The organism is Undibacterium sp. SXout7W, from assembly GCF_049339385.1.
In the GTDB taxonomy this organism is placed as follows: domain Bacteria; phylum Pseudomonadota; class Gammaproteobacteria; order Burkholderiales; family Burkholderiaceae_D; genus Undibacterium.
Genome location: NZ_JBMPPF010000008.1, coordinates 118,433 through 145,280, shown reverse-complemented (window position 1 = coordinate 145,280; position 26,848 = coordinate 118,433). Strand labels below are relative to the sequence as shown.

Annotated in this window: 24 protein-coding genes; 17 read left to right on the top strand and 7 right to left on the bottom strand. The window is 51.1% G+C overall.

The window, feature by feature from the left end:
* The first annotated feature begins 149 nt into the window (after positions 1-149).
* The 6 genes from urtA (at position 150) to ACO0LB_RS09865 (ending at position 6,924) form a co-directional block, all read left to right on the top strand.
* On the top strand, positions 150-1,403 hold the full coding sequence (urtA, locus tag ACO0LB_RS09890; protein ID WP_423048913.1) for an urea ABC transporter substrate-binding protein: 1,254 nt from the start codon (positions 150-152) through the stop codon (positions 1,401-1,403).
* 293 nt (positions 1,404-1,696) lie between these two features.
* Positions 1,697-3,268, top strand: a complete 1,572-nt coding sequence (gene urtB, locus ACO0LB_RS09885; protein WP_423048911.1) for an urea ABC transporter permease subunit UrtB — start codon at positions 1,697-1,699, stop codon at positions 3,266-3,268.
* Complete coding sequence (urtC, locus tag ACO0LB_RS09880) at positions 3,265-4,350, top strand: urea ABC transporter permease subunit UrtC (protein WP_423048909.1); 1,086 nt, start codon at positions 3,265-3,267, stop codon at positions 4,348-4,350. The genes urtB and urtC overlap by 4 nt, the downstream gene beginning before the upstream one ends.
* Positions 4,347-5,201: an urea ABC transporter ATP-binding protein UrtD gene (gene urtD / locus ACO0LB_RS09875; protein WP_423048907.1), complete on the top strand. Its 855-nt coding sequence runs from the start codon at positions 4,347-4,349 to the stop codon at positions 5,199-5,201. The genes urtC and urtD overlap by 4 nt, the downstream gene beginning before the upstream one ends.
* A 69-nt stretch (positions 5,202-5,270) precedes the next feature.
* The gene (gene urtE / locus ACO0LB_RS09870; RefSeq protein WP_423048905.1) at positions 5,271-5,969 is read left to right on the top strand and encodes an urea ABC transporter ATP-binding subunit UrtE; all 699 of its coding nucleotides are present in this window, start codon (positions 5,271-5,273) and stop codon (positions 5,967-5,969) included.
* Positions 5,970-6,000: 31 nt separating this feature from the next.
* Entirely contained in the window at positions 6,001-6,924 is a 924-nt protein-coding gene (locus ACO0LB_RS09865) for an urease accessory protein UreD (RefSeq protein ID WP_423048903.1), read from the top strand.
* 134 nt (positions 6,925-7,058) lie between these two features.
* On the opposite strand, the gene ACO0LB_RS09860 is transcribed toward ACO0LB_RS09865, so the two are convergent.
* The 6 genes from ACO0LB_RS09860 to ACO0LB_RS09835 all read right to left on the bottom strand — a co-directional run bounded on the left by ACO0LB_RS09860 (position 7,059) and on the right by ACO0LB_RS09835 (position 13,186).
* Positions 7,059-7,691, bottom strand: coding sequence for an ABC transporter ATP-binding protein (locus ACO0LB_RS09860; protein WP_423048901.1), 633 nt, complete (start codon positions 7,689-7,691; stop codon positions 7,059-7,061).
* A 313-nt stretch (positions 7,692-8,004) separates the two neighbouring features.
* Positions 8,005-8,445 (bottom strand): GNAT family N-acetyltransferase, encoded by a 441-nt coding sequence (locus ACO0LB_RS09855; protein ID WP_423048899.1) that lies wholly within the window; start codon positions 8,443-8,445, stop codon positions 8,005-8,007.
* Positions 8,446-8,915: 470 nt separating this feature from the next.
* Positions 8,916-9,860 carry a VTT domain-containing protein gene (locus ACO0LB_RS09850; RefSeq protein ID WP_423048897.1) on the bottom strand — a complete coding sequence of 315 codons (945 nt, stop codon included), beginning with the start codon at positions 9,858-9,860 and terminating at the stop codon, positions 8,916-8,918.
* Positions 9,861-10,130: 270 nt separating this feature from the next.
* Positions 10,131-11,207: a threonine ammonia-lyase gene (locus ACO0LB_RS09845; protein ID WP_423048895.1), complete on the bottom strand. Its 1,077-nt coding sequence runs from the start codon at positions 11,205-11,207 to the stop codon at positions 10,131-10,133.
* Positions 11,208-11,753: 546 nt separating this feature from the next.
* Entirely contained in the window at positions 11,754-12,893 is a 1,140-nt protein-coding gene (locus ACO0LB_RS09840) for a nickel/cobalt efflux transporter (RefSeq protein ID WP_423048893.1), read from the bottom strand.
* Positions 12,894-12,910: 17 nt separating this feature from the next.
* Positions 12,911-13,186, bottom strand: coding sequence for a metal/formaldehyde-sensitive transcriptional repressor (locus ACO0LB_RS09835; protein WP_423048891.1), 276 nt, complete (start codon positions 13,184-13,186; stop codon positions 12,911-12,913).
* A gap of 303 nt (positions 13,187-13,489) precedes the next feature.
* Between ACO0LB_RS09835 and ACO0LB_RS09830 the strand changes: the two genes are divergently transcribed.
* The 7 genes from ACO0LB_RS09830 to ACO0LB_RS09800 all read left to right on the top strand — a co-directional run bounded on the left by ACO0LB_RS09830 (position 13,490) and on the right by ACO0LB_RS09800 (position 18,531).
* Positions 13,490-13,792, top strand: a complete 303-nt coding sequence (locus ACO0LB_RS09830; RefSeq protein WP_190480778.1) for an urease subunit gamma — start codon at positions 13,490-13,492, stop codon at positions 13,790-13,792.
* Between the two features lie 8 nt (positions 13,793-13,800).
* Entirely contained in the window at positions 13,801-14,127 is a 327-nt protein-coding gene (locus tag ACO0LB_RS09825) for an urease subunit beta (protein ID WP_423048889.1), read from the top strand.
* The gene (gene ureC / locus ACO0LB_RS09820) at positions 14,124-15,821 is read left to right on the top strand and encodes an urease subunit alpha (protein WP_190480776.1); all 1,698 of its coding nucleotides are present in this window, start codon (positions 14,124-14,126) and stop codon (positions 15,819-15,821) included. The genes ACO0LB_RS09825 and ureC overlap by 4 nt, the downstream gene beginning before the upstream one ends.
* Positions 15,822-15,825: 4 nt before the next feature.
* Entirely contained in the window at positions 15,826-16,350 is a 525-nt protein-coding gene (gene ureE / locus ACO0LB_RS09815; protein WP_423048997.1) for an urease accessory protein UreE, read from the top strand.
* A 17-nt stretch (positions 16,351-16,367) separates the two neighbouring features.
* Entirely contained in the window at positions 16,368-17,048 is a 681-nt protein-coding gene (locus tag ACO0LB_RS09810) for an urease accessory protein UreF (RefSeq protein WP_423048885.1), read from the top strand.
* 71 nt (positions 17,049-17,119) lie between these two features.
* Positions 17,120-17,791, top strand: coding sequence for an urease accessory protein UreG (ureG, locus tag ACO0LB_RS09805; protein ID WP_423048883.1), 672 nt, complete (start codon positions 17,120-17,122; stop codon positions 17,789-17,791).
* A 125-nt stretch (positions 17,792-17,916) separates the two neighbouring features.
* Complete coding sequence (locus ACO0LB_RS09800) at positions 17,917-18,531, top strand: HupE/UreJ family protein (protein WP_423048881.1); 615 nt, start codon at positions 17,917-17,919, stop codon at positions 18,529-18,531.
* A gap of 23 nt (positions 18,532-18,554) precedes the next feature.
* Here ACO0LB_RS09800 and ACO0LB_RS09795 read toward each other — a convergent pair whose 3' ends face one another.
* Positions 18,555-19,190, bottom strand: a complete 636-nt coding sequence (locus tag ACO0LB_RS09795) for a TetR/AcrR family transcriptional regulator (RefSeq protein WP_423048879.1) — start codon at positions 19,188-19,190, stop codon at positions 18,555-18,557.
* Positions 19,191-19,442: 252 nt separating this feature from the next.
* On the opposite strand from ACO0LB_RS09795, the gene ACO0LB_RS09790 reads away from it, so the two are divergent.
* The 4 genes from ACO0LB_RS09790 to ACO0LB_RS09775 all read left to right on the top strand — a co-directional run bounded on the left by ACO0LB_RS09790 (position 19,443) and on the right by ACO0LB_RS09775 (position 26,836).
* Entirely contained in the window at positions 19,443-20,627 is a 1,185-nt protein-coding gene (locus ACO0LB_RS09790; protein WP_423048877.1) for a lipid-transfer protein, read from the top strand.
* A 79-nt stretch (positions 20,628-20,706) separates the two neighbouring features.
* A complete protein-coding gene (locus tag ACO0LB_RS09785; protein WP_423048875.1) occupies positions 20,707-21,849 on the top strand; it encodes an acyl-CoA dehydrogenase family protein in 1,143 nt (380 codons plus the stop codon).
* A gap of 32 nt (positions 21,850-21,881) precedes the next feature.
* Positions 21,882-23,033 carry a CaiB/BaiF CoA transferase family protein gene (locus tag ACO0LB_RS09780; protein WP_423048996.1) on the top strand — a complete coding sequence of 384 codons (1,152 nt, stop codon included), beginning with the start codon at positions 21,882-21,884 and terminating at the stop codon, positions 23,031-23,033.
* A 527-nt stretch (positions 23,034-23,560) separates the two neighbouring features.
* Positions 23,561-26,836, top strand: coding sequence for an amidohydrolase family protein (locus ACO0LB_RS09775; protein ID WP_423048873.1), 3,276 nt, complete (start codon positions 23,561-23,563; stop codon positions 26,834-26,836).
* Positions 26,837-26,848: the final 12 nt, after the last annotated feature.

Here is a 26,848-nt window from a genome sequence, read left to right as displayed (position 1 = left end):
GTCTATAAGGGTAAATAGCTACATACTCCCCATTTTTTCTATTTTTCTCAGATTATTTTTACTCCGCATTCCATGCTTTTGCTGGCTTGGCACGCTATCTGCTATCTCACTGATGAAGTCTTTGTAATCAACCATGATCAGGAGAAAACATGACACGTCGCATCGTTTTGAAAGCAACTGCACTTGCAGCAATCACACTGGCAACCTCTGGCCTGATGTCGCAGGCAATGGCGGCCGACACCATTAAAGTGGGTATTTTGCACTCCCTCTCCGGCACGATGGCGATTTCTGAAACCTCGCTCAAAGATGTGGCGCTGATGACCATTGATGAAATCAATGCCAAAGGCGGCGTAATGGGGAAAAAATTGGAAGCGGTGGTCGTTGATCCTGCCTCTAACTGGCCATTATTTGCAGAAAAGGCCCGTCAACTGGTCTCGCAGGACAAAGTCTCAGTCGTCTTTGGTTGCTGGACGTCCGTTTCCCGCAAATCCGTTTTACCGGTTTTTAAAGAATTGAACAGCCTGCTGTTTTATCCAGTGCAATACGAAGGTGAAGAGCTGGAAAAAAATGTTTTTTACACTGGCGCTGCACCGAACCAACAGGCGATTCCAGCAACGGAATACCTGATGTCCAAAGAGGGCGGTGGTGCCAAACGCTTTGTCTTACTGGGTACGGATTACGTCTACCCACGCACGACCAACAAAATTCTGCGCTCCTATTTGCATAGCAAAGGCGTCAAAGACAGCGATATCGACGAAGTTTATACACCGTTCGGTCATTCTGATTATCAAACCATCGTTGCTAATATCAAAAAATTTGCTGCCGGTGGCAAGACCGCTGTGATCTCCACAATTAATGGCGATTCAAATGTGCCGTTTTACAAAGAACTCGGCAATGCTGGCCTGAAAGCGACAGATGTGCCTGTGGTTGCTTTCTCTGTGGGTGAAGAAGAGTTGCGTGGTGTTGATACCAAACCATTGATTGGACATCTGGCCGCCTGGAACTACTTCCAGTCAGTGAAAAATCCTGTGAATACGGAATTCATCAAAAAGTGGAAAGACTATGCAGCCGCTAAAAAATTGCCAAACGCTGCCACCGTCGTCACCAACGATCCTATGGAAGCGACGTATGTCGGCATCTATATGTGGAAACAAGCTGTCGAAAAAGCCAAATCCACTGACACCGATAAAGTCATCGCCGCTATGGGTGGTCAGACCTTCAAGGCACCATCGGGTTTTGAGTTGATGATGGATAAAACCAATCATCATCTGCACAAACCAGTCATGATTGGCGAAATCAAGGCGGATGGACAATTCAGCGTTGTCTACAAAACCAAAACGCCAATCCGTGCTCAGCCCTGGAGCCCATACATCCCAGGCAACGAGTCCAAACAAAAACTGTAAATCTGTTGGTGACGGTCTGCTTGTGGTTGCTATGTTTTTCATCAAACGAATGGCATAGCGCGATAGGTCAGACCGATACATCAGATATCAGATATCAGATAAATCAGATAACGCTGGTTGTTGAAATTTTCTGAAATTTTCTGAAATATTTTTGCACAGGACTGGCAGCTCCTGATTGTTCTGACGGAGCTGCCGGGAGAGTTGCTGCCCCTTTTTATCGTTCCAGCACTATTCCCTTTTCGCTACTCTATCGCGTCTGCCACTTTATGATATGTCAAAAAATTGTAGGATTGATGGCCGCACTCTTGTTCAGTATCAACGCCCATGCGGCGCTGGATGCCAGCTTGCTCAAGGCGCTGGCTGGAGATGATCCGGATGCGCGGATAGTCGCTGTCAATGATATTGCAGCATCGGGTAATCAAGAAGCCACGCTTATTTTAAATGGTCTGAAAAACGAAACCCTGTATGCCAAAGACGATGCAGTCTTTTTACTGGAAGGTGATCAGGCGACCGCGTTGCTGGATGGACGGCACGGCCCCTTGCCTGATGGTGCGGAAGTGATCACCATCAATAATCGCTTGCGCGGTGCGCTCGATAGTGCACTCTCAGGGTTGAAATTATTTTCCGCAGAACGTGCAGTGCGCCTGAGTGCAGCAGTGGCATTGCAAAAAGAAGCAACGCCGGAACAGTTGCCTTTGCTGAACAAGGCCTATTTGAAAGAAAATGATCCCGAGATCAAATCGCTGTTACAAATGTTGATTGCCACAGCCAATCTGCAATCATCTGATCCAGCGTTGCGCAAAGCCGCAGTCAAAGCACTGGTCGATAGTCCGAACGCGAATCTCAAGCCAGTGTTGCAGAAAATGCTGGCGCAAAATCCGGATGGCAGTTACGGTGAGCCAGACGAAAGTATCAGAGTGGAAGCGGTTGCCACACTGAATGCGATTGATGCCCGTATTTCCCGGACCGAGTTCGTCGGCAATTTATTTTATGGCATATCGTTAGGCAGTGTTTTGTTGCTGGCTGCTTTAGGGCTGGCGATCACGTTTGGCCTGATGGGCATCATCAACATGGCACATGGCGAGTTGTTGATGATCGGTGCTTACACCACATATGCCTGCCAACTCCTGTTTCGTCATTTTTTCCCTGGTGCGCTGGATGCGTATTTATTGCTCGCATTACCTGCCGCGTTCACCGTTTCTGCACTTGTCGGCATCGTGCTGGAACGCACCGTGATTCGCTGGCTCTACGGTCGGCCATTGGAAACACTCTTGTGCACCTGGGGCATCAGCCTGGTACTGATGCAGGGCGTACGGTCAATTTTTGGTGCGCAGAACGTGGAAGTCGCTAATCCAGCCTGGATGTCGGGCGGTATCACCGTTATGGGATCATTGGTCTTATCCTATAACCGCATCATCATTATATTTTTCTCGCTGGCCGTGGTATTGGCGGTGTGGCTGATACTGAATAAAACACGTTTGGGATTATTTGTTCGTGCTGTCACACAGAATCGCCGGATGGCTGACTGCGTCGGCGTCCCAACCGGAAAAATCGACATGCTGACATTTGGTCTGGGCTCTGGCATTGCAGGTCTGGGTGGCGTTGCTTTGTCACAGCTGGGCAATGTCGGGCCTGACCTTGGACAGAGCTACATCGTTGATTCATTCATGGTCGTCGTTCTGGGCGGCGTCGGACAACTCGCAGGAACCGTGATTGCCGCTTTTGGGCTGGGAGAAGTGAATAAATTTCTGGAGCCGGTCGCTGGCGCTGTGATGGCAAAAATCGTGATTCTGGTATTCATCATTGTTTTTATTCAACGCAGACCACAAGGCTTGTTTGCACTCAAAGGAAGGAGTGTCGAATGATGCGCCATTTATTTTCTCGCCCGGCATGGACTGGCATTCTGGTTCTGACTGCACTTGCGATATCACTGCCAATACTGAATCTGAGTTTTCCTGAAGGCCATACCCTGCATATATCCGCCTATGCGATTGCCATCGTCGCCAAGTTTATGTGTTATGCACTGGCAGCGATGGCACTGGATCTGGTGTGGGGCTATACCGGAATTCTGTCTTTAGGACACGGTGTTTTCTTTGCGCTGGGTGCTTATGCCCATGGTATGTATCTGATGCGTGCTATTGGTCGTGATGGCGTATATCAAAGCGATTTGCCGGATTTTATGGTGTTTCTCGACTGGAAAACCTACCCATGGTACTGGTCTATGACAGATAACTTCTGGTATTGCATGGCGCTGGTGGTGCTGGTACCAGGCATGCTGGCATTTGTATTCGGATTTTTTGCCTTCCGTTCACGTATCAAAGGTGTGTATTTCTCCATCATCACCCAAGCCATGACGTTTGCATTCATGTTGCTGTTTTTCCGAAATAACACTGGCTTTGGCGGTAATAATGGCTTTACCGATTTCAAGCGTATCCTCGGATTCAGTGTGACCGCGCCGGGTACGAAAGCAGTGTTGTATCTGATGACCCTGGCTGTGTTGCTGGGTGCCTTATTGTTGTGCCGCTGGATTGTGACGTCAAAGCTGGGAAGGGTGTTGCAGGCGGTGCGGGATTCAGAATCACGACTGATGTTTATCGGCTATAACCCCTTATGGTTCAAATTATTTATCTGGACTTTATCGGCAGTGCTTTGCGGCGTTGCGGGGGCATTGTATGTACCGCAGGTTGGCATTATCAATCCATCTGAAATGTCGCCCGCCAATTCCATAGAAATGGTGATCTGGGCAGCTGTGGGTGGAAGAGGTACTTTGCTTGGCCCGATCATTGGCGCCTTTACGGTGAATGGACTGAAGAGCTGGTTTACAGCGGCATTCCCGGACCTTTGGTTGTATGCACTAGGTTTGCTTTTTATTCTGGTGACGCTGTTCATGCAGCAGGGAGTGCTCGGCGTCATCGGTCGGTTGAAAAAAAATAAGGAGCCAGCATGAGTACCGTCATGAGTGGAGTATTGCGTCCTGGTCAGCAATATGAGGGCGAGACGGGCGATCAGGGTGTCTCCTACGGACGTATCAAACAGGAAGGGCTGGATACTACGCATGGCGCGATTCTGTATCTGGAAGACATCGTCGTTTCGTTTGATGGTTTCAAGGCGATTAATCAGTTGACTCTGGATATCTCGGTCGGAGAGTTACGTTGCATTATCGGCCCCAACGGCGCCGGAAAAACCACCATGATGGATGTGATTACCGGCAAAACCCGGCCTGCATCGGGCACCGCATTTTTTGGTCAGACCATGGATCTGAGCAAGATGAATGAAGTCGAGATTGCACATGCCGGTATCGGCCGTAAATTTCAGCGCCCCACGGTGTTTGAGCAACACACCGTATTCGACAATCTGGAACTCGCCATGAAAATGGATAAGCGGGTCAAGACGACTTTATTTGCCAGATTGAATAGCGAACAGCGCGACAAGATCGCGGCAATTTTGCAACTGATACGTTTGCAGGGCGAAGAAAAACGGCTTGCTGGTTTGCTGTCGCATGGGCAAAAACAATGGCTGGAAATCGGCATGTTGCTGATACAAGAGCCGCAACTGATTTTGCTGGACGAGCCGGTGGCAGGCATGTCCGATGCCGAGACCGCACGCACCGCCGAATTGCTGAATGAATTGCGCGGCAAACATTCGATCATGGTGGTGGAACATGACATGGGATTCGTGACCGAGATTGCACAGCAGGGTAAGGTCACGGTATTGCACGAAGGTGCCGTGCTGGCTGAAGGAACGATGCAACAGGTGCAGGCAGATGAACGTGTGATCGAAGTGTATCTGGGGCGCTGATGTTGATCAGCTTTGCTCATCGTAGTCAATGCCGGATTCAGGTCGTGGTCGTTTTCATTCAGGAAAATCATGCTAGAAGTTAATCAACTCCATCAATATTACGGCTCCAGCCATACGCTGCGTGGGATTTCGCTATCGCTGAAAAAAGGCGAATGCCTGACCTTGTTGGGGCGTAACGGCGTCGGTAAAACCACCTTGCTCAAATGCCTGATGGGCGTGCTGCCTGCGTCGCAGGGCGAAGTGATGTTTGAAGGACGCAATATCAATAAGCTGACACCGCATGAGCGGGCGAAGGCCGGTATCGCCTATGTGCCGCAAGGGCGCGAGATATTTGCCCGTCTGACGGTGGAAGATAATCTCTTGATGGGCATGGCAACGCTGCCAGCGAAACGCGCCAAGACGATCAAAGGCGAAGTGTATGAATTATTCCCCGTGTTGAAGGAAATGCTGCACCGGCGCGGCGGCGATCTGTCTGGCGGTCAGCAACAGCAACTCGCCATCGCCCGCGCTTTGCTGGCGGAACCCAAGCTGATTATTCTCGATGAGCCCACCGAAGGCATACAGCCATCGATTATCAAAGACATCGGTCGTGTGATCCGGCTCTTACGTGAACGCGGCGATATGGGCATTCTGCTTTGCGAACAATATTTTGATTTCGCACGTGAACTGGCCGATCAGTTTGTCGTCTTGTCACGCGGTGAGGTCGTCGCTTCCGGTTCGCAGGAGTTAATGGATGGCGACGATATCAAACGCCATCTGGCTGTATAGTGTGGTTCTTGTTTTTTTGTTGTGAGCCTGCATGAGTTTGCCCATTTCTGTTACTGCACCTGACGCTGAACCTATCACCGAAACTGCTGCAGTATCTGCACCATCAGCCCCAGAGAAAAGCCACTGGCAGGCACGTTTGCAACTCGGTTTTACCAAAGATGCGGCAACCACACGCCTAACTGAGCGCCAACACAGCGGCCCGCTGCGGGTGCAAAAGCCTTTGTATCCCGAAGGCGCAGAGATTTGCCACGCGATCATTATTCATCCTCCCGGTGGAGTGGTCGGTGGCGACCAGTTGCAGATCAGCGCAACGCTGGGTGAGGGAACCCACGCACTGATCACCACGCCCGGTGCCGCCAAATGGTATCGCGGCAACGGTTACACATCTAAGCAAGCTGTGGTGCTGCATGTGGCTGATGGCGCGGTCATGGAATGGCTGCCGCAAGAAACCATATTTTTTGATGATGCCTGTGTATCCTTGCATCAGGACATCCACCTCAGCGGCAATGCCGCCGTCATCGCGTCCGACATTTTGTGTTTTGGCCGCACCGCTGCCGGTGAAACCTATACCAGCGGCAACATCTGGCAACACAGCCGTATTTATCGTGACGGCAAACTGATCTGGTTTGAGCAAGGTTGTCTGGAAGGTGATGGTGAGTCCATGCAAAGCCCACTGGGGCTCGCTGGTCGCTCCGTCAGTGGCATGCTGCTGGCGGCAGGAGCCATGCTCAGCAGCGCACAGCTTCTGCAATTACGCGAAGAAAGCCGCGCCTTATTGGATGCGCGCGAGCCCCAGGCTTTATGCGGCGTCACGCAAATGAAGTCAGTACTGGTCGCGCGTTATCTCGGCAACTCCAGCGAAGTCGCCCGCGCCTGGATGCAACTGGTTTGGCAACACTTACGCCCCGTCGTCGCCAGACAACCCGCACGCATACCGCGCATTTGGAATACCTGAGTAGCTGATTTTCCCTATTTTTACGTCGTTTTTGAAGTGCTTACTCGCCAAAAAAACAAGCTGAAACAGCGTACTACTGTAGGGCGAAATGAATTGTGCTGCGATATGTTGATCGAAGGACGTCTCAGGGTTTTTTAGTCACCGAGGTTGATTGTATTTTTTAGTGGTACTCCGGTTGGCTCTGTATACATCGCCAATATCCAGGTGCGGGAAGGATCGTCGGCCGCTTGTTTCAACAGGCTCTGGATAAATTGTATTGAATTTTTGTCCAGTGCAGCAAACGGATCATCAAGCAAACTGACGGGCGCGTTGGCGGCGAAGGCAGCAGCCAGCCACACCTTGCGCTTGCTGCCAGTAGATAGCATAAACAATTGTTTGTGTAGATGTAGTGTTAATCCCATGCCTTCGGCCAGTTGGGGAATTTGATCGGCATCGAAACCCGGGTAGCTGGCGGATAATGAGGCAAAAAATTCCAGTGCCGTCATGTGGTCGAACATATCGCTCGCGGGGTCAATCCAGAATACCTGCTTGCGGTAAGCATCAGGTTGTTCTTGAAGAGAAGTGCCGTGTATCAGCAGTTGTCCGGTATGTGCATGCAAAACACCCGCTAATAATTTCAACAAACTACTTTTACCTTTGCCATCCCCCCCAAGCACCAGGTTAATGCCAGCGTGAAAATCAAAATTGCTCTGATCGAACAACGGAAAATCAGAATAAGAAAAAGTCAGGTTCTTAACCTGACAAATGATGTCGTTATCGGTTTTCATGATGAGTTTTTTAGTCTAATGCTGAAGCAGTGTTTTTTTGCACGATAACCCGACATGTTATCTCGCATCTCAACAACCTTCAATATAGCTACGCGTATCGGGTTTTCAGTCACTGCGTGAAGGGAGCATCTTGTTTCGTTCATGATCGCCCGGTATATACCAAAAACTTCCGAGGCGTGCATGACTGGTACCCGCATTCAGTTTTCGGGTGCGGACAGTTATATCATTGTCTCTGTCAGCAGGAGGGGGAAGTCGCTTGCCGTCCCGATGCAGGTTATCCAGGGTTGCTGCGACGGAGTGATCTGGACACTTTTTAAGCCATTAATTTTCGATATTGAATGAAGCCACTTTTGTCAGCGATCTTGTCGTACAGTTTCATGGCGTCAGTATTGCTCTCATGTGTGAGCCAGTGTACCCGGCTGCAGCCCTGCGCTTTAGCTGCGGTGTAAACATGTTCAATCAGTGCCCGTCCTATACCCTTTCCGCGTAAGTCAGGGGCGGTAAATAGGTCTTGTAAATAAATGTAGTCTCCCTCTGTCCAGCAACTACGGTGCCGGATGTAATGCACCACGCCCACCAACACACCATCTTGCTCTGCTACGGCGCAATGCATGGGCTCGTCGGAGTCTAAAAAGCGTGCCCATGTTTTTTGCGTTACCAGCTCAGCGATACTGGTTTTATAAAAGCGTTGATATGCTTCCCAAAGTGGTAGCCACTGCGCGTAGTCCTGTGTTTTTACAAATCGAATTTTCAATTTTGTTGTCCTTTAAGTGTATTGATAGGCTGGTTGTTGTTGAGAGGCATCATAAAAAGCGGTCAACAGGGCAATGAAATCAGTACATAACATTCTGAGATGAAACAACATGTTAAATGCAAGTTTGATCCATCTCACTGTATCAGCGATGGGATTGGTCTTGCCTTAGTTCAAGTCTTAGTTCGAGTGCTCAGAAAATGGCATCTCTTGCACTGGGAAGCAGAGCATAAAAAAAATTGTGCATGAGATAAAGCGCCACATTGCGTTTTTTTCATGGTGCCACCATCCGATGAAGGCATTTTCTTCTTTGCCGGTATTGCTGGAAGCATCTTTGGTCGAGCTAATGGTGAAGTTCTCCTGACTACATTCGCACAACAAGGAAGCGGTACATACAGCGCAATAGGTACCTAGTCAGTCTGGGGAGCGGTAAGGATGGAATCAGGCTGATATTGTGTGCGTAAGAGTTAGGCTCAGGCGCAGACCAATAATCCTGGCTGCATCGTTGCCTGACTATGCCAGGCTTCAAATCCTCCGGTGAGCGGACGCACATCCTGATAGCCCATTTCTTTGAGGGTGTGCGCTGCGTGTATCGCCCCTGCATCACCGGGGCAGGCGCAGATGGTGACGATTAATTCTTCTTTGGGCCAATGTGCCGCCACTTGCGCGAGTGTTTTTTGATTGCTGATCACAGCACCGGGAATGCAGCCTGTTTCCGCCGCCAGTGTGCCGTTGCGCAAATCGATGATATGTGGTGTTTGATGTTGTGTAAAACGACCAGCCAGTTCTGCGACACTAATGTGTGGGATACCACTGAGCATCTCAAAGCGCCTTTTTTGCCAGAATTTCCATCCCAGCCAGCTCATCAGAATGATTGCAACGATAAATATCATTCTGATGCCATACGCGGAAAGTAAAGCTAGTGCTGCGTCAAACTGTGCCTGCAATGCATAACCCGCCAACAGTGCAAGACCGGCCCATAATCCTGCGCCAGCGGCAGAGGCGAACAGGAACGCAGCACGTGGCATGCCCATGGCGCCTGCAACAGGCGGTGCAACGGTGGAGAAGCCGGGGATGAATTTGCCAAAAATCAGCGACCAGACTCCCCATTGAAGAAAACGAGCTTCGGTCTGATTAACGCATGAGCCTGGATTAATCGACATTTTGCAGAGAAATTTCAGGATTTTGTAGCCATATATTTTGCCCGCCTGATACCAGATCATATCAGCGACCAATGAAGCTGTGACGGCAGCGATTAATAAACTCAAGAGTTGCCCTGCGGATGTCATCTGACTGGCATTCCACATCATCGTCGGAACCGCAGGAACGGGCAGTCCTAATTGCTGTAACAGGACATTGCCAAATACCAGCAGGCTGCTGTTATGGGCAAAAAAATCGGCAATCGAGCTGGTATCCATAGAGGTCACTTTTCATTTTTGAGGTGCGTTGCTACCTGCATCAGCACAACCCCTATTGTATTCGACTGCCTGCATTTTGGCTGGTCTGGCCATCAGGTACATCATCCGGTCAGGCCAGCCAACAAAGTAACTGATGTAAGTGTGACTATCAGTACGATGAACAGTGCGATGAACATGCGATGAATTCGCTGCATGCGGCCTCAGCTTCATCTGGCAACTCATATCCCAGCTTGATATTGCAACTTCATATTGCCGCTTCATATAACAGCATCATGCAGCCTGTAGCAATAGTTCTGTAAAGCGAGCTGGATCGACATTGGAGCCGCACACAATGATGCCAATCTTTTTGCCATTCAGTCGCGTTCGTAAGGGGCCAAATAAGCCCGCAGTGGCAACCGCTGCTGCTGGCTCCGCGACCAGTTTGACATCTTTATATAAATACGACATCGCATGGCAAATATCGTCGTCGCTGACACGTACGATCTCATCGACAAATTGTCGGCACACGCGATAACTGTATTCCATCGTATAAGGTGCGCATAGACTATCTGCCACCGATTGCACTGTTTCCAGTGTTTCAGTATGGCCGGATTCAAAGCTGCGATACATGGCATCTGCACCATAGGGTTCTACGCCATAGACCGCGCATTCGGGGGATAATTGTTTGACGGCTGAAGCGATGCCAGCGCAAAGTCCGCCTCCTCCGATGGGGACAATGATTGCATCGAGTCCTTTGACTTGCTGCATGAATTCCAGCCCGACAGTTGCGGTACCAAAAGCGGTCAGAGGGCCATCATAAGGATGAATCATTGTGCGGCGTTCTTGCTCCATGATGTCTTTTCCCCACGCAAATGCATGGTGCATATCTTTGGCGAGCAGGACATGAGCACCGTCCGCGCGACACGCCTCAATTCTGGCAGGGCTGGCAAATTCTGGCATCACGACAGTGCAGCTGATGCCGGCGAGTTTTGCCGCATACGCGACCGCCATCGCATGATTACCAGCGCTGACCGCGACCACACCACGAGATCGTGCACTGGCATCGAGACTGGCCACACAATTCAGCGCACCTCTTACTTTAAATGTTCCGGTTTTTTGAAATAATTCCAGTTTCAGCCAGACTTCTGTAGATTCGGAAAACGCTGCGTTGACGGCGCCAGTTTGCCATTGCCATACAGGTGTACGCAGAATCTGAGTCGATAACTTTTCTGCAGTAGCGCGTATCTCATTGAGTGCCGGAAATGGGTAACCATATCGCAGGCTGGTAAATACAGGTGTCGATACCGTTGATGCCGGGGTTGGAAATGTGGGGGCGTGCGTGTGCCTGTCATGCATAGTGTGTGACATAAAAATCCTGATAAAAAATGGTAATAATCAGCTCAGTTGATATCAGTCCGGCAGACATCGGTTCAGTCCATGAAGCGCACAGTCAACACACTAGTTCTGCCATGATGATGGAAACGGTGTTGCTGACAGAGGTAATGCTTACGAGCTGACTGCTTACGACTGATGAGGTATTACTGACTGAGATACTACTGAGTTGACGAAGAAGATTTGATAACGGGACGCCAGGCATCGGCTTGCAGCCGTAGCTTAACGCCCCCTGATAATTCGAATCAGGGAAGCGTGAGGAATGGAAATAATGGAAGAAGTGTGAGATGAAAGATCAGCGCCACTCGTCAAAGCGATACGCAACTCGCCAGCACGTAAAGCGCTGGAGAAAGTGTTGGTATCTGTGACGAGAGCGGAATTCATAAAAAAACTATACGCAATTTCGGTAAAACTGACAAGCGTTTTATTACGCCTGCGAATCTACATTGTGTATCTCAATTGCATGCTATATCGCTGTATTGCTTTATCCATAATCAGACAGGGCTATGGATAAAGCACATCTTAGGCATGATGCAAAATACCACTGTAACCCTGATAAGCAACATAAACTCCTACCAGCATAATCAGTGCGCCAGAAAAATAAGGTGCACGTTGTGCGATTAAACCAAAGCCTGACCAGCGAGTAGATAAATGCCGGACGCTAAGTGCTGCTATGACGCCCGACATCACCATCGTCAGCGCCAGTCCTATGCTGAAACACAACACCAGACTCGCTCCCAACGCTACTTTTTTCAATTGCAGGCATAGGAGTAATACCGTGATGGACGCAGGACATGGAATCAGGCCGCCTGTCAGTCCAAACATGATGATTTGTCCGGTGGTCACATCACGTGTGCTAAAGCGTCGACGGATGTCTTCTGCATGCGCACGCGCATGGGCATCCTGATATTCTCCGTTATTGATATCGAGCCCATGATCATGATGGTGATGCTGATCGTGATGACTATGATCATCTTCTGAATACATCAGTTCATAACTGTGTTGATGGTCGCCATGTGATGTGATGATCCTCAGCGTGAATTCATGTGGTTCCGGGATTTCTTGTAGAGACTCCAGCAGATCGCCATGTTTTTTAAAGTGGAATGTTTGGGTGCTGCCGTCGGCACGTATGGTGAGGGCAGATATCTGATTTTCTGTCCAACGTTGTGACGCTGTGGTGGACTGAGACAGATGAAAGCGTGGTGGAACGCCATCTTCCATGATGCTAATGTAGATCATGCCGTGGCCAGTATCAATCTGCCGGGCATCATCATGTGAATGATCGTGCGAATGTGGATGTGAGTGCTGGTGTGCATGCTGGTCACGCCAGGTGCGCCACATCATCCAGACGGCAACGGCAATAATCATGGCAGCTGAGATTAACTGAAAATAAGGTTCCGATTCTTCTGCATTCCATTGCTGACCAAAGTACAAACCACTTAATGCAATAATCCATACGATTGCTGTATGAGATAGTGTGGCAGCCAGACCCAGCAACACGGCCTGAGTTACAGTACCGCGTACCGCAATGATGAACGCAGCCATCATGGTTTTTGAATGACCTGGTTCTAGCCCATGCAATGCGCCAAGCAAGATAGCGCTGGGAATAAACAGCCAGGCATTGGCTGCACCTTGTTGTAGTAATTGAGAAAATTCGATCATGATGGTTTATTTGAAATTTATTTAAAATAACTATGGACAACGTCAATCAGCACTTGTTTGGCATCGCCATGTTCATCGTGGTCTTTCTCTGTTGCTACCAGATGGGTGCGGATGTGTTCTTCGAGTACAACAGACAGCAAGCCATTCATTGCTCCGCGACAGCCAGTAATTTGCTGCAGAACATCCATGCAACTTTTTTCCTCTTCCAACGCGCGTTCGATGGCATCAATCTGTCCCCGTATGCGGCGCACACGGTTCAATAATTTCTGTTTGTCTTTGATGGTGTGGCTCATAATAAAATAGGGTAGTGGGGTATCCTATATTTTAATATGGTTTTCATCTCGACTGTCGATGAGTATTTAGTTTGCACTGAAATAGTGCCTGACTTATGCCGGCTTATATTGTTACGCACCGTCATCGAGCAAAAAATGCTGAATTGGTGTCAGAACACGAGTTCAGTCAGTATTTCGGTCAATATCTAAGCTGGATTACTTCTTGCTGAAGCCATTTCATGAGAAAGTGTGAGTAGCCTGTAAGCCCTGCTATGTAACTAATGCCACTACATACTTTTTTTGCTATGAAAAGGAAATGTATCAATGGATCTGAGCCCGAGAGAGAAAGACAAACTACTCATTTTTACGGCAGCGCTGCTGGCGGAAAGGCGCAAAGCGCGTGGACTGAAACTGAATTATCCGGAAGCGGTGGCGCTGATTACTGCTGCGATTATGGAGGGGGCGCGCGATGGTAAAAGCGTGGCGGAATTGATGTCCGACGGCACGCAGATATTGAGTCGCGCCGATGTGATGGAAGGAATTCCTGAAATGATTCCGGATATTCAGGTCGAGGCAACTTTTCCGGATGGCACCAAGCTGGTGACCGTTCATCATCCGATTCCATAGGAGGCCACATGATTCCCGGAGAAATGCTGATCGCTGACGGCGATATCGAGCTGAATGTGGGGCGGCAGACGGTGTTGCTGACGGTGGCCAATAGCGGTGACCGGCCCATACAGGTGGGCTCGCATTTTCATTTTTTTGAAACCAATCCTGCATTGCAATTTGAACGTCAGGCGGCGTATGGCATGCGTCTGAATATTGCCGCTGGCACTGCGGTGCGCTTTGAGCCGGGGCAGCAACGCACGATAGAGCTGGTGGCGCTGGCGGGTGATCGACGTGTGTTTGGTTTCAGCGGCAAAGTCATGGGTGCGCTGGATGCGAAGGAGAACAACGCATGAAGATTTCGCGTCAGGCGTATGCCGAAATGTTTGGCCCGACCACCGGGGATCGTATCCGGCTGGCTGATACCGGTTTATTTATTGAGATCGAAAAAGACTTTGCGATCTATGGCGAAGAAGTCAAATTCGGCGGCGGCAAAGTGATACGCGATGGCATGGGGCAATCGCAGCGTGCGCATGCGGATGTGATGGATACGGTCATCACGAATGCGGTCATCCTCGATCACTGGGGCATAGTCAAAGCGGATATCGGTTTAAAAAACGGTCTGATCGCCTGCATAGGCAAGGCGGGTAATCCTGATATTCAGCCCGGTGTGGATATGGCGATCGGCGGTGCGACTGAAATCATTGCGGGCGAGGGCATGATCGTCACCGCCGGTGGTATCGATTCGCATATTCATTTCATTTGCCCGCAACAGATAGAAGAAGCGCTGATGAGCGGCGTGACGACCATGCTTGGCGGTGGCACCGGGCCAGCGGTCGGTACTGCTGCAACGACTTGCACACCGGGGCCGTGGCATCTGCATTCTATGATCATGGCGGCAGATGCGTTTCCTATGAATCTGGGGTTTTTAGGCAAAGGCAATGTCAGCCTGCCATTGCCGCTGGAAGAGCAGATCCGTGCTGGTGCAATAGGCCTGAAACTGCATGAAGACTGGGGCACAACGCCGCAGGCAATTGATAATTGCCTGAGTGTGGCCGACAACATGGATGTGCAGGTCGCCATTCATAGCGATACCTTGAATGAAGGCGGTTTTTTAGAGCACACGCTGGCCGCATTCAAAGACCGCACGATACATACTTTCCACACCGAGGGCGCGGGTGGCGGCCATGCGCCGGATATCATCGCCGCAGTGGGCGAGGGCAATGTGCTGCCGTCGTCCACCAATCCGACCCGACCCTACACCGTCAATACGCTGGATGAACATCTGGATATGCTGATGGTCTGCCATCACCTTGATCCGGCGATTGCAGAAGACATCGCTTTTGCCGAATCGCGCATACGCCGTGAGACGATTGCTGCCGAAGATATTCTGCATGACATCGGCGCGATCTCGATGATGTCGTCAGATTCGCAGGCGATGGGGCGCGTTGGTGAAGTGATCATGCGCACCTGGCAAACCGCCGACAAGATGAAACAACAGCGCGGTGCATTACCGGAAGACAGTCGCCATAACGATAATTTCCGCGCCCGACGTTACATCGCCAAATACACGATTAATCCGGCGATCACGCATGGCATTTCGCATGCGGTGGGTTCGCTGGAAGTCGGCAAAATTGCCGATATCGTGTTGTGGAAACCCGCGTTCTTCGGCGTAAAACCGTCGATGATACTGAAAGGCGGCATGATCGCTGCTGCGCAAATGGGCGACCCGAATGCGTCGATTCCTACACCGCAGCCTGTGCATTACCGCATGATGTTCGGTGCATTTGGTGGCGGCCTGAAAAAATCGTTTACCTTTGTTTCGCAAGCGGCATTTGATGCCGGTCTGGCGGAACAACTGAAACTGAATAAAACCCTGATTCCGGTAAAGAACACGCGCACGATTCGCAAACAAGACATGATCCTGAACGGGCTCACGCCGAAGATGGAAGTGGACCCTGAAACCTATGAAGTGCGTGCGAATGGTGAATTGCTGGTGTGCGAACCGGCCAAGATTTTACCGATGGCACAGCGCTATTTTTTATTCTGACATGATGCTGACACTCCAAACCAAAATTGAACGCAGTGAGAATGCGCCTCAGATCGACGGACAACTTATTCTGCCGTATGAATTGCGTGAGAAATCACGTTTGCGTGCGACGCTGCAAAGTGGCGAAGATGTTGCCGTATTCACCGTGCGTGGCACCGTGATGCGCGATGGCGATCTGATGCTGGCAAATGATGGCCGCATTATTCAGGTGCTGGCGGCGGCTGAGCCTATCTACAAAGTCGAATGTGCGAATGCGTTTGCGCTTTTGCGCTGCGCCTTCCATCTGGGAAACCGGCACACGCAGGCACAACTGGGCGATGGCTTTTTACGTATCCGTAAAGACCCGGTACTGAAAGAAATGCTGGAAGGCCTGAACGCCGTCGTAACTGAAGAACTTGCGAGTTTCGAGCCGGAAGCCGGTGCCTACGGCGGCGGTCATCATCATGGTGGCGATGAGATGCATCCGCATAATCCGCTGGCACCGATACCGTTGCGGCAACGTATACATCGTCCTTCGGATAAACAATAAGCCATAACAATAAGCACATGCAATCCGCTGCCTTACTTCATCTGTTCCAGCTTGCCAGCCCGTCGTTGCCGATCGGGGCTTACAGCTATTCGCAAGGTCTGGAAGCGGCGATAGAGAATGGCTCGGTAAAGAATGAAGCGACAGCGCGGGCATGGATCACCACGTATTTGCGTGAAGTGGTTGCCCGCTTTGAAGCGCCGATTTTATGGCGACTGATACACGCGTTTCAGCAAAAAGATCAGGCCGCAGTCGCTTACTGGAATGAGTTATTTATCGCCGCCCGCGATACCGCCGAATTTCGGGCAGAAACCATACAAATGGGATATTCGCTGGGCAAGCTGGTGGGTGATTTGCAGATTGCCGATGCGGCATTGCTGACGATCTTGCAGGCGCAAAGCGAGTTGCCATTACCGACCGCACTGGCTTGTGCCGCCGTCGCGCTGGAGGTGCCTGCGACAGCGGCCTTGCTAGGCATGTTATTTACCTGGGCAGAAAATCAGGCGCTGGTGTGTGTGAAGTCGATACCGCTGGGGCAGGTTGCAGGGCAGCGTTTATTGCTGTCGCTGCGCGCAGATCTGGAAGCTGCAGCGACACTGGCAGAGCACCTGGAAGACCATCAGTTATCGAATTGGTCGCCGGGTTTGTCGCTATTGTCTATGCAGCATGAAGTGCAGTACAGCCGTCTTTACCGCTCCTGACGTGTTTTACAGATGGAAGTTAAAGATGATGATTGTCGCCTCAACATGAGAACAACAGGAACAGAATGAATATGAATACAGAAAATATAAACGCAGCCGATACGAGCGCAGCGACTGGCAAGAGCGAACCGAATCCCTTGCGTGTCGGCATTGGTGGCCCTGTTGGTTCCGGCAAAACAGCACTTTGCGAAATGCTGTGCAAACGCATGCGCGATGACTATGAAATGGCGGTTATCACGAACGATATTTACACCAAAGAAGACATGGAAATTCTGCTGCGTGCCGATGCATTGCCGGCAGAAAGACTGATGGGTGTGGAAACCGGCGGTTGCCCGCATACCGCGATCCGCGAAGATGCCTCGATTAATCTGGAAGCGATTGCGCGTATGAGTGCTGATTTTCCTGATCTCGATCTGATTCTGGTCGAGTCTGGCGGTGACAATCTGGCGGCGACCTTCAGCCCAGAATTATCCGATCTGACGATTTATGTGATCGACGTGGCCGGTGGTGAAAAAATCCCGCGTAAAGGCGGCCCCGGTATTACCCGTTCTGATCTGCTGATCATCAATAAAACCGATCTGGCACCGCACGTTGGTGCGAACCTCGACATCATGGCGCAGGACGCCAAACGTATGCGCGGCACACGCCCGTTTGTGTTCACGAATCTGCGCACCGGTGACGGGTTGGAAACCGTGGTGAGTTTTATACGTGAGCAGGGCATGCTGGACGAAGTCAGGCCATAACCCGTGCGAGGACTGACGCAAAACCGCCCCAGCGGCGTGATGTAATGTTGTGTAAGTCCTGCGATATTTTTCTGAAAATTATTTATTCGTATTATTTGTACTCATCCAAGCCGAAGGAAACAATCATGAAATCCGTCACCGTTAAATCTAGCCTTTTACTGAGCTTGCTGAGCGCAACGATGCTGGCAGCAACACCGGCGTTTGCCCACGTCAGCGTGATGCATTCCGTCGCCGGAGGCAGTGGCTTTCTGGCTGGTTTTCTGCATCCGCTGATGGGCGCAGATCATTTACTGGCGATGCTGGCGGTGGGCATCTGGGCTGCGCAACATCAGCGCCCGGCTTACTGGTTGCTGCCACTGGCGTTTCCGCTGATGATGACGGCAGGCGCTGCGCTGGGTATGAGTGGTGTCATCATTCCGGGTGTGGAAGCAGGCATTGCCGCCTCTGTCTTGATACTCGGTCTGCTGATCGCGGGCGCGGTGAAATTGCCGCTGGCTGCCAGCACGGCATTGATTGCGGTATTCGCCGTTGCACATGGTTATGCGCATGGTGTTGAAATGCCTGTGGATGGCAAGGCGTTATCATTCTGTGCTGGTTTTGTGGCGGCGACCGCCTTGCTGCATCTGAGCGGCTTATTCGCGACGATCACTGCAAACCGTTTTCTCAACGCAAAAATCAGCCGCTTCGCCGGTGCCGGCATTGCGCTGAGCGGGCTGTTCTTTGTGTCCGCGATGGCCTGATTTTTATTGTAAGAACGCAGGCTTCATGCGGTGGTGGCAAGTTGTATGATGTTTTTCTTCAACGCCGCATGCACTGCCTGCATTTCTGTTTTTTGTCTGTGCTTGTGATAGCGGAACAGCATCAGACCTTCCACCTGAGCGACGATCAGAACTGCGCGTAACATGTACTCGTCATCACTGACATCCGGGTGCATACCGCGTATCAATTTATAGATGGCCTTGCGTTCGCGCAGAATCATCGTATCCATCAGCGTCGAAGCAAACGCATTGCGCGCGGCCAGTGCCCATAGTTCAAAAAACAAACCGTGGGTCAACGGATCATTCAATTCTTCCAGAAACATATCAATCGCGCTGTTGAGCTGTTCTATGCGCGACAGTTTGCCCTTCGCTGCGGTGATGTGATCGAGTTTTTCCTGAAACGTATTCATGGTCATCAGCAACACTGCCTCGATCAGCAAATCTTTGCTTTGATAATAGTGCTGCACGTTGCTGAGGCTGATGCCCGCCTGCGAGGCGACTTTGCGCATCGATAAGCCAGCGTAACCCTCGGTCGCAAAAATCGCCCGCGCAACACTCAGAATCGCATGCACCCGCTCCATGCCCTTTTCTGTGGTACCGGAAGGTTTGCTTTTCAACGAGGTGTGCAGTGCATCAGGCATGAGTAATGTGTGGATATAACCGATTGGGTGAATACGTGTGAGGCAAAATTATCCCATAACGATTGACAAATAGTACGACTGACCTATAATTTTTGTTTAATTGGTCGTTTGACCTATTTTATTGCCCGCTTCAGCGCGGCTGTTCTGCGGACGATGCGGCAAAGCTGCAAAGTTGTTACCGGAGATGGCGCAGCTTTGCTTAAGCGCAGTTTTACATCATCTATCCATCATAAAAATATTCAGGAGACACACATGAATCAGCGGGTATACGTATCCGGCGTAGGGATGATCCCTTTCGTCAAGCCAGGTACCAGCGCGAGTTACGATCAGATGGGAATGACAGCTGGCCGTCTGGCACTCGCTGATGCAGGCATCAGCTACGATGACATCGAGCAGGCGTATGTTGGTTATGTCTATGGCGATTCAACGGCAGGGCAAAAGGCTTTGTATCAGATCGGCATGTCTGGCATACCGATTGTGAACGTGAATAATAATTGCTCGACCGGCTCCAGCGCCTTGTTTCTGGCGCGGCAGGCGATTGCCAGCGGTGCCGTTGATTGCGTGCTGGTGTTGGGGTTTGAGCAGATGAGCCCGGGTGCTTTAGGCTCTGTGTTTCAGGACAGGCCTAGCCCGTTTGATGCGTTTGATGCCGTGACCGATCAGTTGGTCGGCATGCCGCAGATTCCGCTGGCCTTGCGTTATTTTGGCGGCGCTGGTCTGGCGCACATGCAGAAATACGGCACACCGCTGGCGTCGTTTGCAAAAATCCGCGCCAAGGCCAGCCGTCATGCGGCGAATAATCCGCTGGCCTTGTTCCGTCAGGAAGTGACACCCGAAGACGTGCTGAATTCCACCATGATCTGGCCCGGCGTGATGACGAAGCTGATGGCATGTCCGCCGACTTGTGGCGCTGCCGCAGCAGTCCTGGTTTCTGAAAAATTTGCCAAAGCGCGTGGCCTGAATACGCAGGTCTACATTGCCGCGCAAGCCATGACCACAGATACGCCATCGACCTTTCATTCTGCTGACATGATGCGCGTGGTGGGTTACGACATGAGCCTTAGTGCAGCGGCAAAAGTCTATGCCCAGGCTGGCATCGGCCCGGAAGATCTGGATGTCGTCGAATTGCACGACTGCTTTGCGCATAATGAACTGATCACTTACGAAGCACTGGGTTTATGTCCAGAAGGCGGTGCGGAAAAATTCATCGATGATGGCGACAATACCTACGGCGGTAATGTGGTGACCAATCCATCCGGCGGCTTGCTCTCGAAAGGGCACCCGCTGGGCGCCACCGGACTCGCGCAATGCTTTGAGTTGACCCAGCAATTACGTGGCAATGCCGGTGCCAGACAGGTTGCCAATGCGCGGACAGCGCTGCAGCATAATCTGGGGCTGGGCGGCGCATGTGTGGTGACGATGTATCGTCAATCCTGATCCTGTCGTGATGCGATAGTGATCTGATCATAAATGCTAAGAAAAAGTGCTAAGAAAAAACGATGAACAGGAGAAAACGATGAATTACAGCTCACCATGGATGACGCCGGAACTGGCGACGTTTCGCGATGCTATACGCCGCTTTGTCGATGCCGAAGTGGTGCCGCATCAGGAGCGCTGGGCTAAACAGCAGCATGTTGATCGCGAGTTGTGGCGCAAGGGCGGCGAGATGGGCATGTTGCTGGCCGATATCCCTGAAGAGTACGGCGGTTCCGGCGGCAGTTTTGCGCATCAGGCGATTGTGTTCGAAGAACTGACTGATGCCGGTGACATGGCGTTCGGCATTCACGTGCATGCGATAGTGGCGCACTATATTCTGAATCAGGGCACTGAAGCGCAAAAGAAAAAATATCTGCCATTGCTGGCGAGCGGCGAAATGGTCGCCGCGATTGCAATGTCCGAACCCGGTGCCGGTTCTGATCTGAAAGGCATACGCACCACCGCTTTGCCGGATGCATATGGTTACCACGTTAATGGTTCTAAAATTTTTATCTCGAATGGTTATCTGGCTGATCTGATTGTCGTGGTCGCCAAGACCAACCCGGATGCTGGTGCCAAAGGTGTCTCGCTGATGCTGGTCGAAACCAGAGATTGTCCTGGTTTCAAAGTCGGTCGTATTCTCGAAAAAATCGGCCAGAAAGGGCAGGATACCTGTGAGCTGTTTTTTGACGATGTGCGTGTGCCTGCGGATGCGGTACTCGGTGGCGTGGAAGGTCGTGGCTTCGCACAGTTGATGACAGAGTTACCGTATGAACGCACGATACTCGGTGTCTCGGGTGTTGCCGCGATAGAACGCGCTTTGCGCTTGACGGTGGAGCATACGAAACAGCGCAAGGCTTTCGGACAAGCTTTGATAGACATGCAGAACACCCGTTTCGTACTGGCGGAAATCAAAACCGAAGCCACTATTGCCCGCACCTTCATCGACCGTTGCATCGTCGATATGCTCGAAGGCCGCATGGATACTGAGCTGGCGTCGATGGCGAAATACTGGATCTCCGATCTGCAATGCAAAGTGATCGATCAATGTCTGCAACTGTTCGGCGGTTATGGCTATATGCTGGAATATCCAATTGCGCAGATGTATGTCGATGCGCGGGTGCAGCGCATTTATGGCGGCGCGAATGAGATCATGAAAGAAATCATCTCGCGTTCTTTGTGATGTCATCAAACAATATATAACTGGAAATCATGATGAGTGGTCCATTAAAAGGTATACGTGTCATTGAAATGGTCGGCCTGGGGCCATGCCCATTTGCAGCGATGATGCTGTCAGATATGGGTGCTGAGGTGATTCGTATAGACCGTAAAGCGAAGCCGGGTGCTGATAACCCGTTTCCTATGCTGGGAACGGAGTTCGATGTCATGGCTCGTGGGCGACGCTCGCTGGCGCTGGACTTAAAACAGCCTGAAGCGCGCGCAGTCCTGTTGGATTTGGTTGCGCAAGCAGATGCCTTGATCGAAGGTTTCAGACCCGGAGTAATGGAGCGTCTCGGCCTTGGACCTGAAACCTGCCTTGAACGTAATCCTGCATTGGTCTATGGCCGGATTACTGGCTGGGGACAGACTGGTCCGCTGGCGCAGGCAGCGGGACATGATCTGAATTATGTCGCCCTCAGCGGAATGCTGCATCCGATGGGGCGACCAGATTCTCCGCCAACACCACCATTGAATCTGGTGGGTGATTTCGGTGGTGGCGCCATGATGGTAGCGTTTGGTGTGGTGTGCGCTTTACTGGAGGCGCGACAGTCAGGCAGGGGGCAGGTTGTGGACGCAGCAATGGTGGATGGTTCCGCACTGCTGGGTGCCATGATTTACGGATTCAAAGCCTTTGGTGCCTGGAGTGATCAGCGTGGAGCCAATATGCTGGATGGAGGCGCACATTTTTACGATACCTATACCTGCGCTGACGGTAAATTTGTCTCGGTCGGAGCGATAGAGCCGCAGTTTTATGCATTGTTATTGCAACTGGCTGATATCCATGATCCAGAGTTTCAGTCACAGATGGAAGTATCTTGTTGGCCTTCAATGAAGAAAAAGCTGGCGGCTGTTTTTCTGAAAAAAAGCCGTCAGGAATGGTGTGATTTGATGGAAGGTACCGATGTCTGTTTTGCGCCTGTGCTAGACATGAATGAAGCACCCTTGCATTCACACAATATTGCACGATCCAATTTTTTTGAACTGGGAGGAGTCATGCAACCCGCACCCGCACCGCGTTTCAGTCGCACGACTGCTGAAGTGACCGAACCTGCTGCCAGCCCCGGCCAGCATAGCGATGCTATTTTGCGTGACTGGGGAATCGATGCGGATCGTATTATTCAGCTCCGACAAAATAATGTGATTTGATAATCGAAATTTGATCGTAGGAATTTGATAGTAAGAAAATCACACTATCTCACTTTAAGTGGTGCGATGAGCAGATTGCCTGATGAATGGGCGCATGACACCACCTTGAAGTGCTCTGTGTATTAATCGGTATTCTGTCACTTTGATTAAGCTGCCAGCCGTGTCATCCGGCTGGCAGCTTTTGTCTTTCTATATCGTGTATCAGGCAAATTTTTCTGCTTATTTCATGCTCCGCACCGCAGGTTCTAGGTATTTGAGTGGTTTTGATTGATGAGCACCATTGATCTGGAACTTTCTATCAATCAATTTATCTAATTCAGATCACTCAGTAAGTTGGCTGGCTTTGCTTTTGGCACGCGGTGACTTTGCTTTGAAACAGTGGTTTTGACAGCTCTATCCACCTCTTGGGTCTTGTCCGACTTGCTAGCCATTTGTGATCGCTGAGTTTGACAATCAATGTCTGTATTGGTGTTCAATAAGTATCAAATAAATATCCAATTACATCAAAATGAATCTCTGGAGAGAGTATGAAAATAATCAGAATGCTGCCGATCGCATTGGCGGTATGTATGTGTCTGCCAGCTTGGTCAGATGATGCGACTCCTAAGAAGGATGAGAAAAAATGGGATGTGAATAATCCGCCCGGTGAAAAACAAACCGTGAATATCGACACCCGTAGCGGCACCTGGATGAGCGTCGATGTCAGTCCCGATGGCAAACAATTGGTATTTGATTTGCTCGGCGATATTTACAGTCTGCCCGTCAGTGGCGGCGAGGCAAAAGCGCTGACTCATTCGCTCGCATGGGAAATGCAGCCGCGTTTTTCGCCTGATGGCAAACACATCGCGTTTATGTCGGACGCGGGCGGTGGCGATAATGTCTGGGTGATGGATGCCGATGGCAGCAACCCGCGCGCGGTGTCCAAAGAAGATTTCCGCCTGTTGAATAATCCGGTCTGGCATCCGGATGGCAATTACATCGCCGCCCGCAAACATTACAGCGGCACGCGTTCGCTGGGTTCCGGTGAAATCTGGATGTATCACACCAGCGGTGGTGCAGGCATGCAACTGAACGAAAAACCGAACTGGCAAAAAGATCTGGGCGAGCCCGCATTCTCGCCGGACGGTCGTTACGTCTATTATTCGCAAGACACCACCGGCGGCATGTCGTTTGAATATAACAAAGATTCGAATGGGCAGATTTATCAGATTTTCCGCAAAGATTTGCAGGATGGTAAAGTCAAAGCCATCGTCAGCGGTCCTGGCGGTGCAGTGCGCCCTGTGCCTTCGCCGGATGGAAAATATCTCGCCTTTGTGCGCCGTGTGCGCAATCAATCCACCTTGTTCCTGAAAAATCTGGACACCGGCGCAGAAATTGCAGCCTGGCCAGAATTGGAACGCGACATGCAGGAAGCCTGGGCGATCCACGGCGTGTATCCTGCGTTTGCGTGGATGCCGGGCAGTAAAGAAATTGTGGTTTGGGCGAAGGGGAAATTATGGCGTCTCGATCCGTTTGCAGGCAAGGCAAATGAGATCGCTTTCCATGTCAAAGACAGCCGTGAAATTCGCCCGGCATTGCGCTTCGCGCATGATGTCGCGCCGGATCAGTTCGACGTGCATCAGTTGCGCTGGGTGAATGTTGCACCTGCGGGCGATAAAGTGATTTACTCGGCGCTCGGTCATTTATATGTCCGCGATTTACCGAACGGCACACCACGCCGCCTGACGAAACAAACAGAGAATTTTGAATATTTCCCCAGCTTTTCCCGTGATGGCAAAAGCATCGTCTATACAACCTGGAATGATCAGAAACTCGGCACGGTGAAGGTGCTGGATGTCGCGTCAGGTAAAGAGACGTTAATCACGAAAGCACCGGGCAAATATGTGCAGGCACGTTTCTCGCCCGATGGCAAGCAAGTCGTTTTCGTCAAAGCCAAAGGCGGTTATCTGACGACGCCGTGGTATGCGGTCGAAACGGGCGTGTATATAGCGAATGCCGATGGTAAATCTGCACCGGTGCTGGTGACCGATGACGGTAGCGCGCCGCAGTTTGGCAAAGATGGCAGTGCGGTGTATGTGAGCCGCACCAAATACACAGGCGAAGTCGAATGGGCGACATCGCTGGTGCGTGTGCCTTTGGATAAAACGCCGGAACAGGCGGTGGCAAAGAGTGAATTTGCCGGTGAATTTGCGATCTCGCCTGATGGCGGGTGGCTGGCATTCGGCGAGCGTTTCCATGCGTATGTGACGCCATTGCCGTTGGCGGGTAAGCCAATCACGATAGGCCAGAAAATGGATGCATTGCCAGTCAAACAGCTGGATGTGAACGCCGGTCAGTATCTGCACTGGTCGGGCGATAGCAAGAAAATTCATTTTGCGCTGGGCGACGAATTGTTCACCCGTGATCTGAAAGATGCTTTTGCTTTCGTGCCTGGTGCGCCGAAAGAGCTGCCTAAATTCAGTGAAAACGGCATGAAGATAGGTTTTGCACAAAAGGCTGATAAACCTGCCGGTGTGACTGTGATTTCCGGCGCAAAAATCGCGACCATGAAAGGCGATGAAGTGATAGACGATGGCCGCATCGTCATCAAAGATAATCGCATTGTGCAGATAGGTAAAACGTCAGAGATCGCGACACCTGCCGGTGCAACGGTGATTGATGCGAAAGGCAAGACGATATTGCCGGGCATTGTGGATGTGCACTGGCATGGTGGTATGGGTGAGGGCGGCATCATCCCGCAGCAAAGCTGGATCGATTATGCCTCGCTGGCTTTCGGTGTGACGACGATACATGATCCGTCAAACGACACCAATGATATTTTCACTCACAGCGAATTACAAAAAACCGGGGAAGTGGTTGCGCCGCGTATTTTTTCTACCGGCACGATCTTGTACGGCGCAAAAGGTAATTTCAGCGCTGTGGTGAATAGTCTGGATGACGCGATGACGCATCTGAAACGCCTGAAAGCGGCAGGCGCGATTTCGGTGAAAAGCTACAATCAGCCGCGCCGCGAACAGCGTCAGCAGATTCTGGAAGCCGCACGGCAGACCGGCATGATGGTGGTGCCCGAAGGCGGCTCACTGTTCCAGCACAATATGACGATGGTGGTTGATGGTCATACCGGCGTTGAACATGCGCTTCCGGTGGAAAAAGTTTACGATGATGTGAAACAGTTGTGGTCGCAGACCAAGGTTGGTTACACCCCGACGCTGGGCGTTGCTTACGGCGGCCTGGATGGTGAGCATTACTGGTATGCGCGTACCGATGTCTGGAAGCATCCGCTGCTCTCGCGTTATGTACCACGATCAGTGCTGATTCCACGCAGTGTCCGCCGTGAAACAGCTCCAGAAGAAGACTTCAATGTTTTCCGCGCAGCCGCTGTGGCGAATGTGTTGCAGCAAGCTGGTGTTCCGGTGAATCTGGGGGCGCATGGTCAGCGCGAAGGGCTCGCGGCGCACTGGGAAATGTGGACTATGGTACGTGGCGGCATGACGCCGCTGCAGGCTATCCGCAGTGCCACGCTGAATGGCGCCCACTATCTCGGGTTGGATAAGGATATTGGTTCGCTGGAAGCTGGTAAGCTGGCTGATCTGATGATTATCGATGGCGATGTGCTGAATGATATTAGTCAGTCTGATCGGGTGACGCAGGTGATGATCAACGGTCGCTTGTACGATACTGCCAGTATGAATGAAACCGGTTTAAATGCTAAAAAGCGTGCACCTTTCTTTTTCGAAGGCTTGAATGGTGCGCATGTGCCGGTCGACGCGAACGAGTATTCCCATGGATATGGCGGCGATTGATTCGAGCAGGTG

Coding starts and splice junctions, on each gene's coding strand:
- ACO0LB_RS09800 (WP_423048881.1), top strand. CDS start 17,917: ATGAAATCCGTCACCGTTAAATCTAGCCTTTTACTGAGCTTGCTGAGC.
- urtE (WP_423048905.1), top strand. CDS start 5,271: ATGCTAGAAGTTAATCAACTCCATCAATATTACGGCTCCAGCCATACG.
- ACO0LB_RS09810 (WP_423048885.1), top strand. CDS start 16,368: ATGCAATCCGCTGCCTTACTTCATCTGTTCCAGCTTGCCAGCCCGTCG.
- ACO0LB_RS09795 (WP_423048879.1), bottom strand. CDS start 19,190: ATGCCTGATGCACTGCACACCTCGTTGAAAAGCAAACCTTCCGGTACC.
- ACO0LB_RS09840 (WP_423048893.1), bottom strand. CDS start 12,893: ATGATCGAATTTTCTCAATTACTACAACAAGGTGCAGCCAATGCCTGG.
- urtC (WP_423048909.1), top strand. CDS start 3,265: ATGATGCGCCATTTATTTTCTCGCCCGGCATGGACTGGCATTCTGGTT.
- ACO0LB_RS09835 (WP_423048891.1), bottom strand. CDS start 13,186: ATGAGCCACACCATCAAAGACAAACAGAAATTATTGAACCGTGTGCGC.
- ACO0LB_RS09780 (WP_423048996.1), top strand. CDS start 21,882: ATGAGTGGTCCATTAAAAGGTATACGTGTCATTGAAATGGTCGGCCTG.
- urtD (WP_423048907.1), top strand. CDS start 4,347: ATGAGTACCGTCATGAGTGGAGTATTGCGTCCTGGTCAGCAATATGAG.
- ACO0LB_RS09850 (WP_423048897.1), bottom strand. CDS start 9,860: ATGGATACCAGCTCGATTGCCGATTTTTTTGCCCATAACAGCAGCCTG.
- ureE (WP_423048997.1), top strand. CDS start 15,826: ATGCTGACACTCCAAACCAAAATTGAACGCAGTGAGAATGCGCCTCAG.
- ureG (WP_423048883.1), top strand. CDS start 17,120: ATGAATACAGAAAATATAAACGCAGCCGATACGAGCGCAGCGACTGGC.
- ACO0LB_RS09785 (WP_423048875.1), top strand. CDS start 20,707: ATGAATTACAGCTCACCATGGATGACGCCGGAACTGGCGACGTTTCGC.
- urtB (WP_423048911.1), top strand. CDS start 1,697: ATGGCCGCACTCTTGTTCAGTATCAACGCCCATGCGGCGCTGGATGCC.
- ACO0LB_RS09825 (WP_423048889.1), top strand. CDS start 13,801: ATGATTCCCGGAGAAATGCTGATCGCTGACGGCGATATCGAGCTGAAT.
- ACO0LB_RS09830 (WP_190480778.1), top strand. CDS start 13,490: ATGGATCTGAGCCCGAGAGAGAAAGACAAACTACTCATTTTTACGGCA.
- ACO0LB_RS09790 (WP_423048877.1), top strand. CDS start 19,443: ATGAATCAGCGGGTATACGTATCCGGCGTAGGGATGATCCCTTTCGTC.
- ACO0LB_RS09775 (WP_423048873.1), top strand. CDS start 23,561: ATGAAAATAATCAGAATGCTGCCGATCGCATTGGCGGTATGTATGTGT.
- ACO0LB_RS09845 (WP_423048895.1), bottom strand. CDS start 11,207: ATGTCACACACTATGCATGACAGGCACACGCACGCCCCCACATTTCCA.
- ureC (WP_190480776.1), top strand. CDS start 14,124: ATGAAGATTTCGCGTCAGGCGTATGCCGAAATGTTTGGCCCGACCACC.
- ACO0LB_RS09865 (WP_423048903.1), top strand. CDS start 6,001: ATGAGTTTGCCCATTTCTGTTACTGCACCTGACGCTGAACCTATCACC.
- urtA (WP_423048913.1), top strand. CDS start 150: ATGACACGTCGCATCGTTTTGAAAGCAACTGCACTTGCAGCAATCACA.
- ACO0LB_RS09860 (WP_423048901.1), bottom strand. CDS start 7,691: ATGAAAACCGATAACGACATCATTTGTCAGGTTAAGAACCTGACTTTT.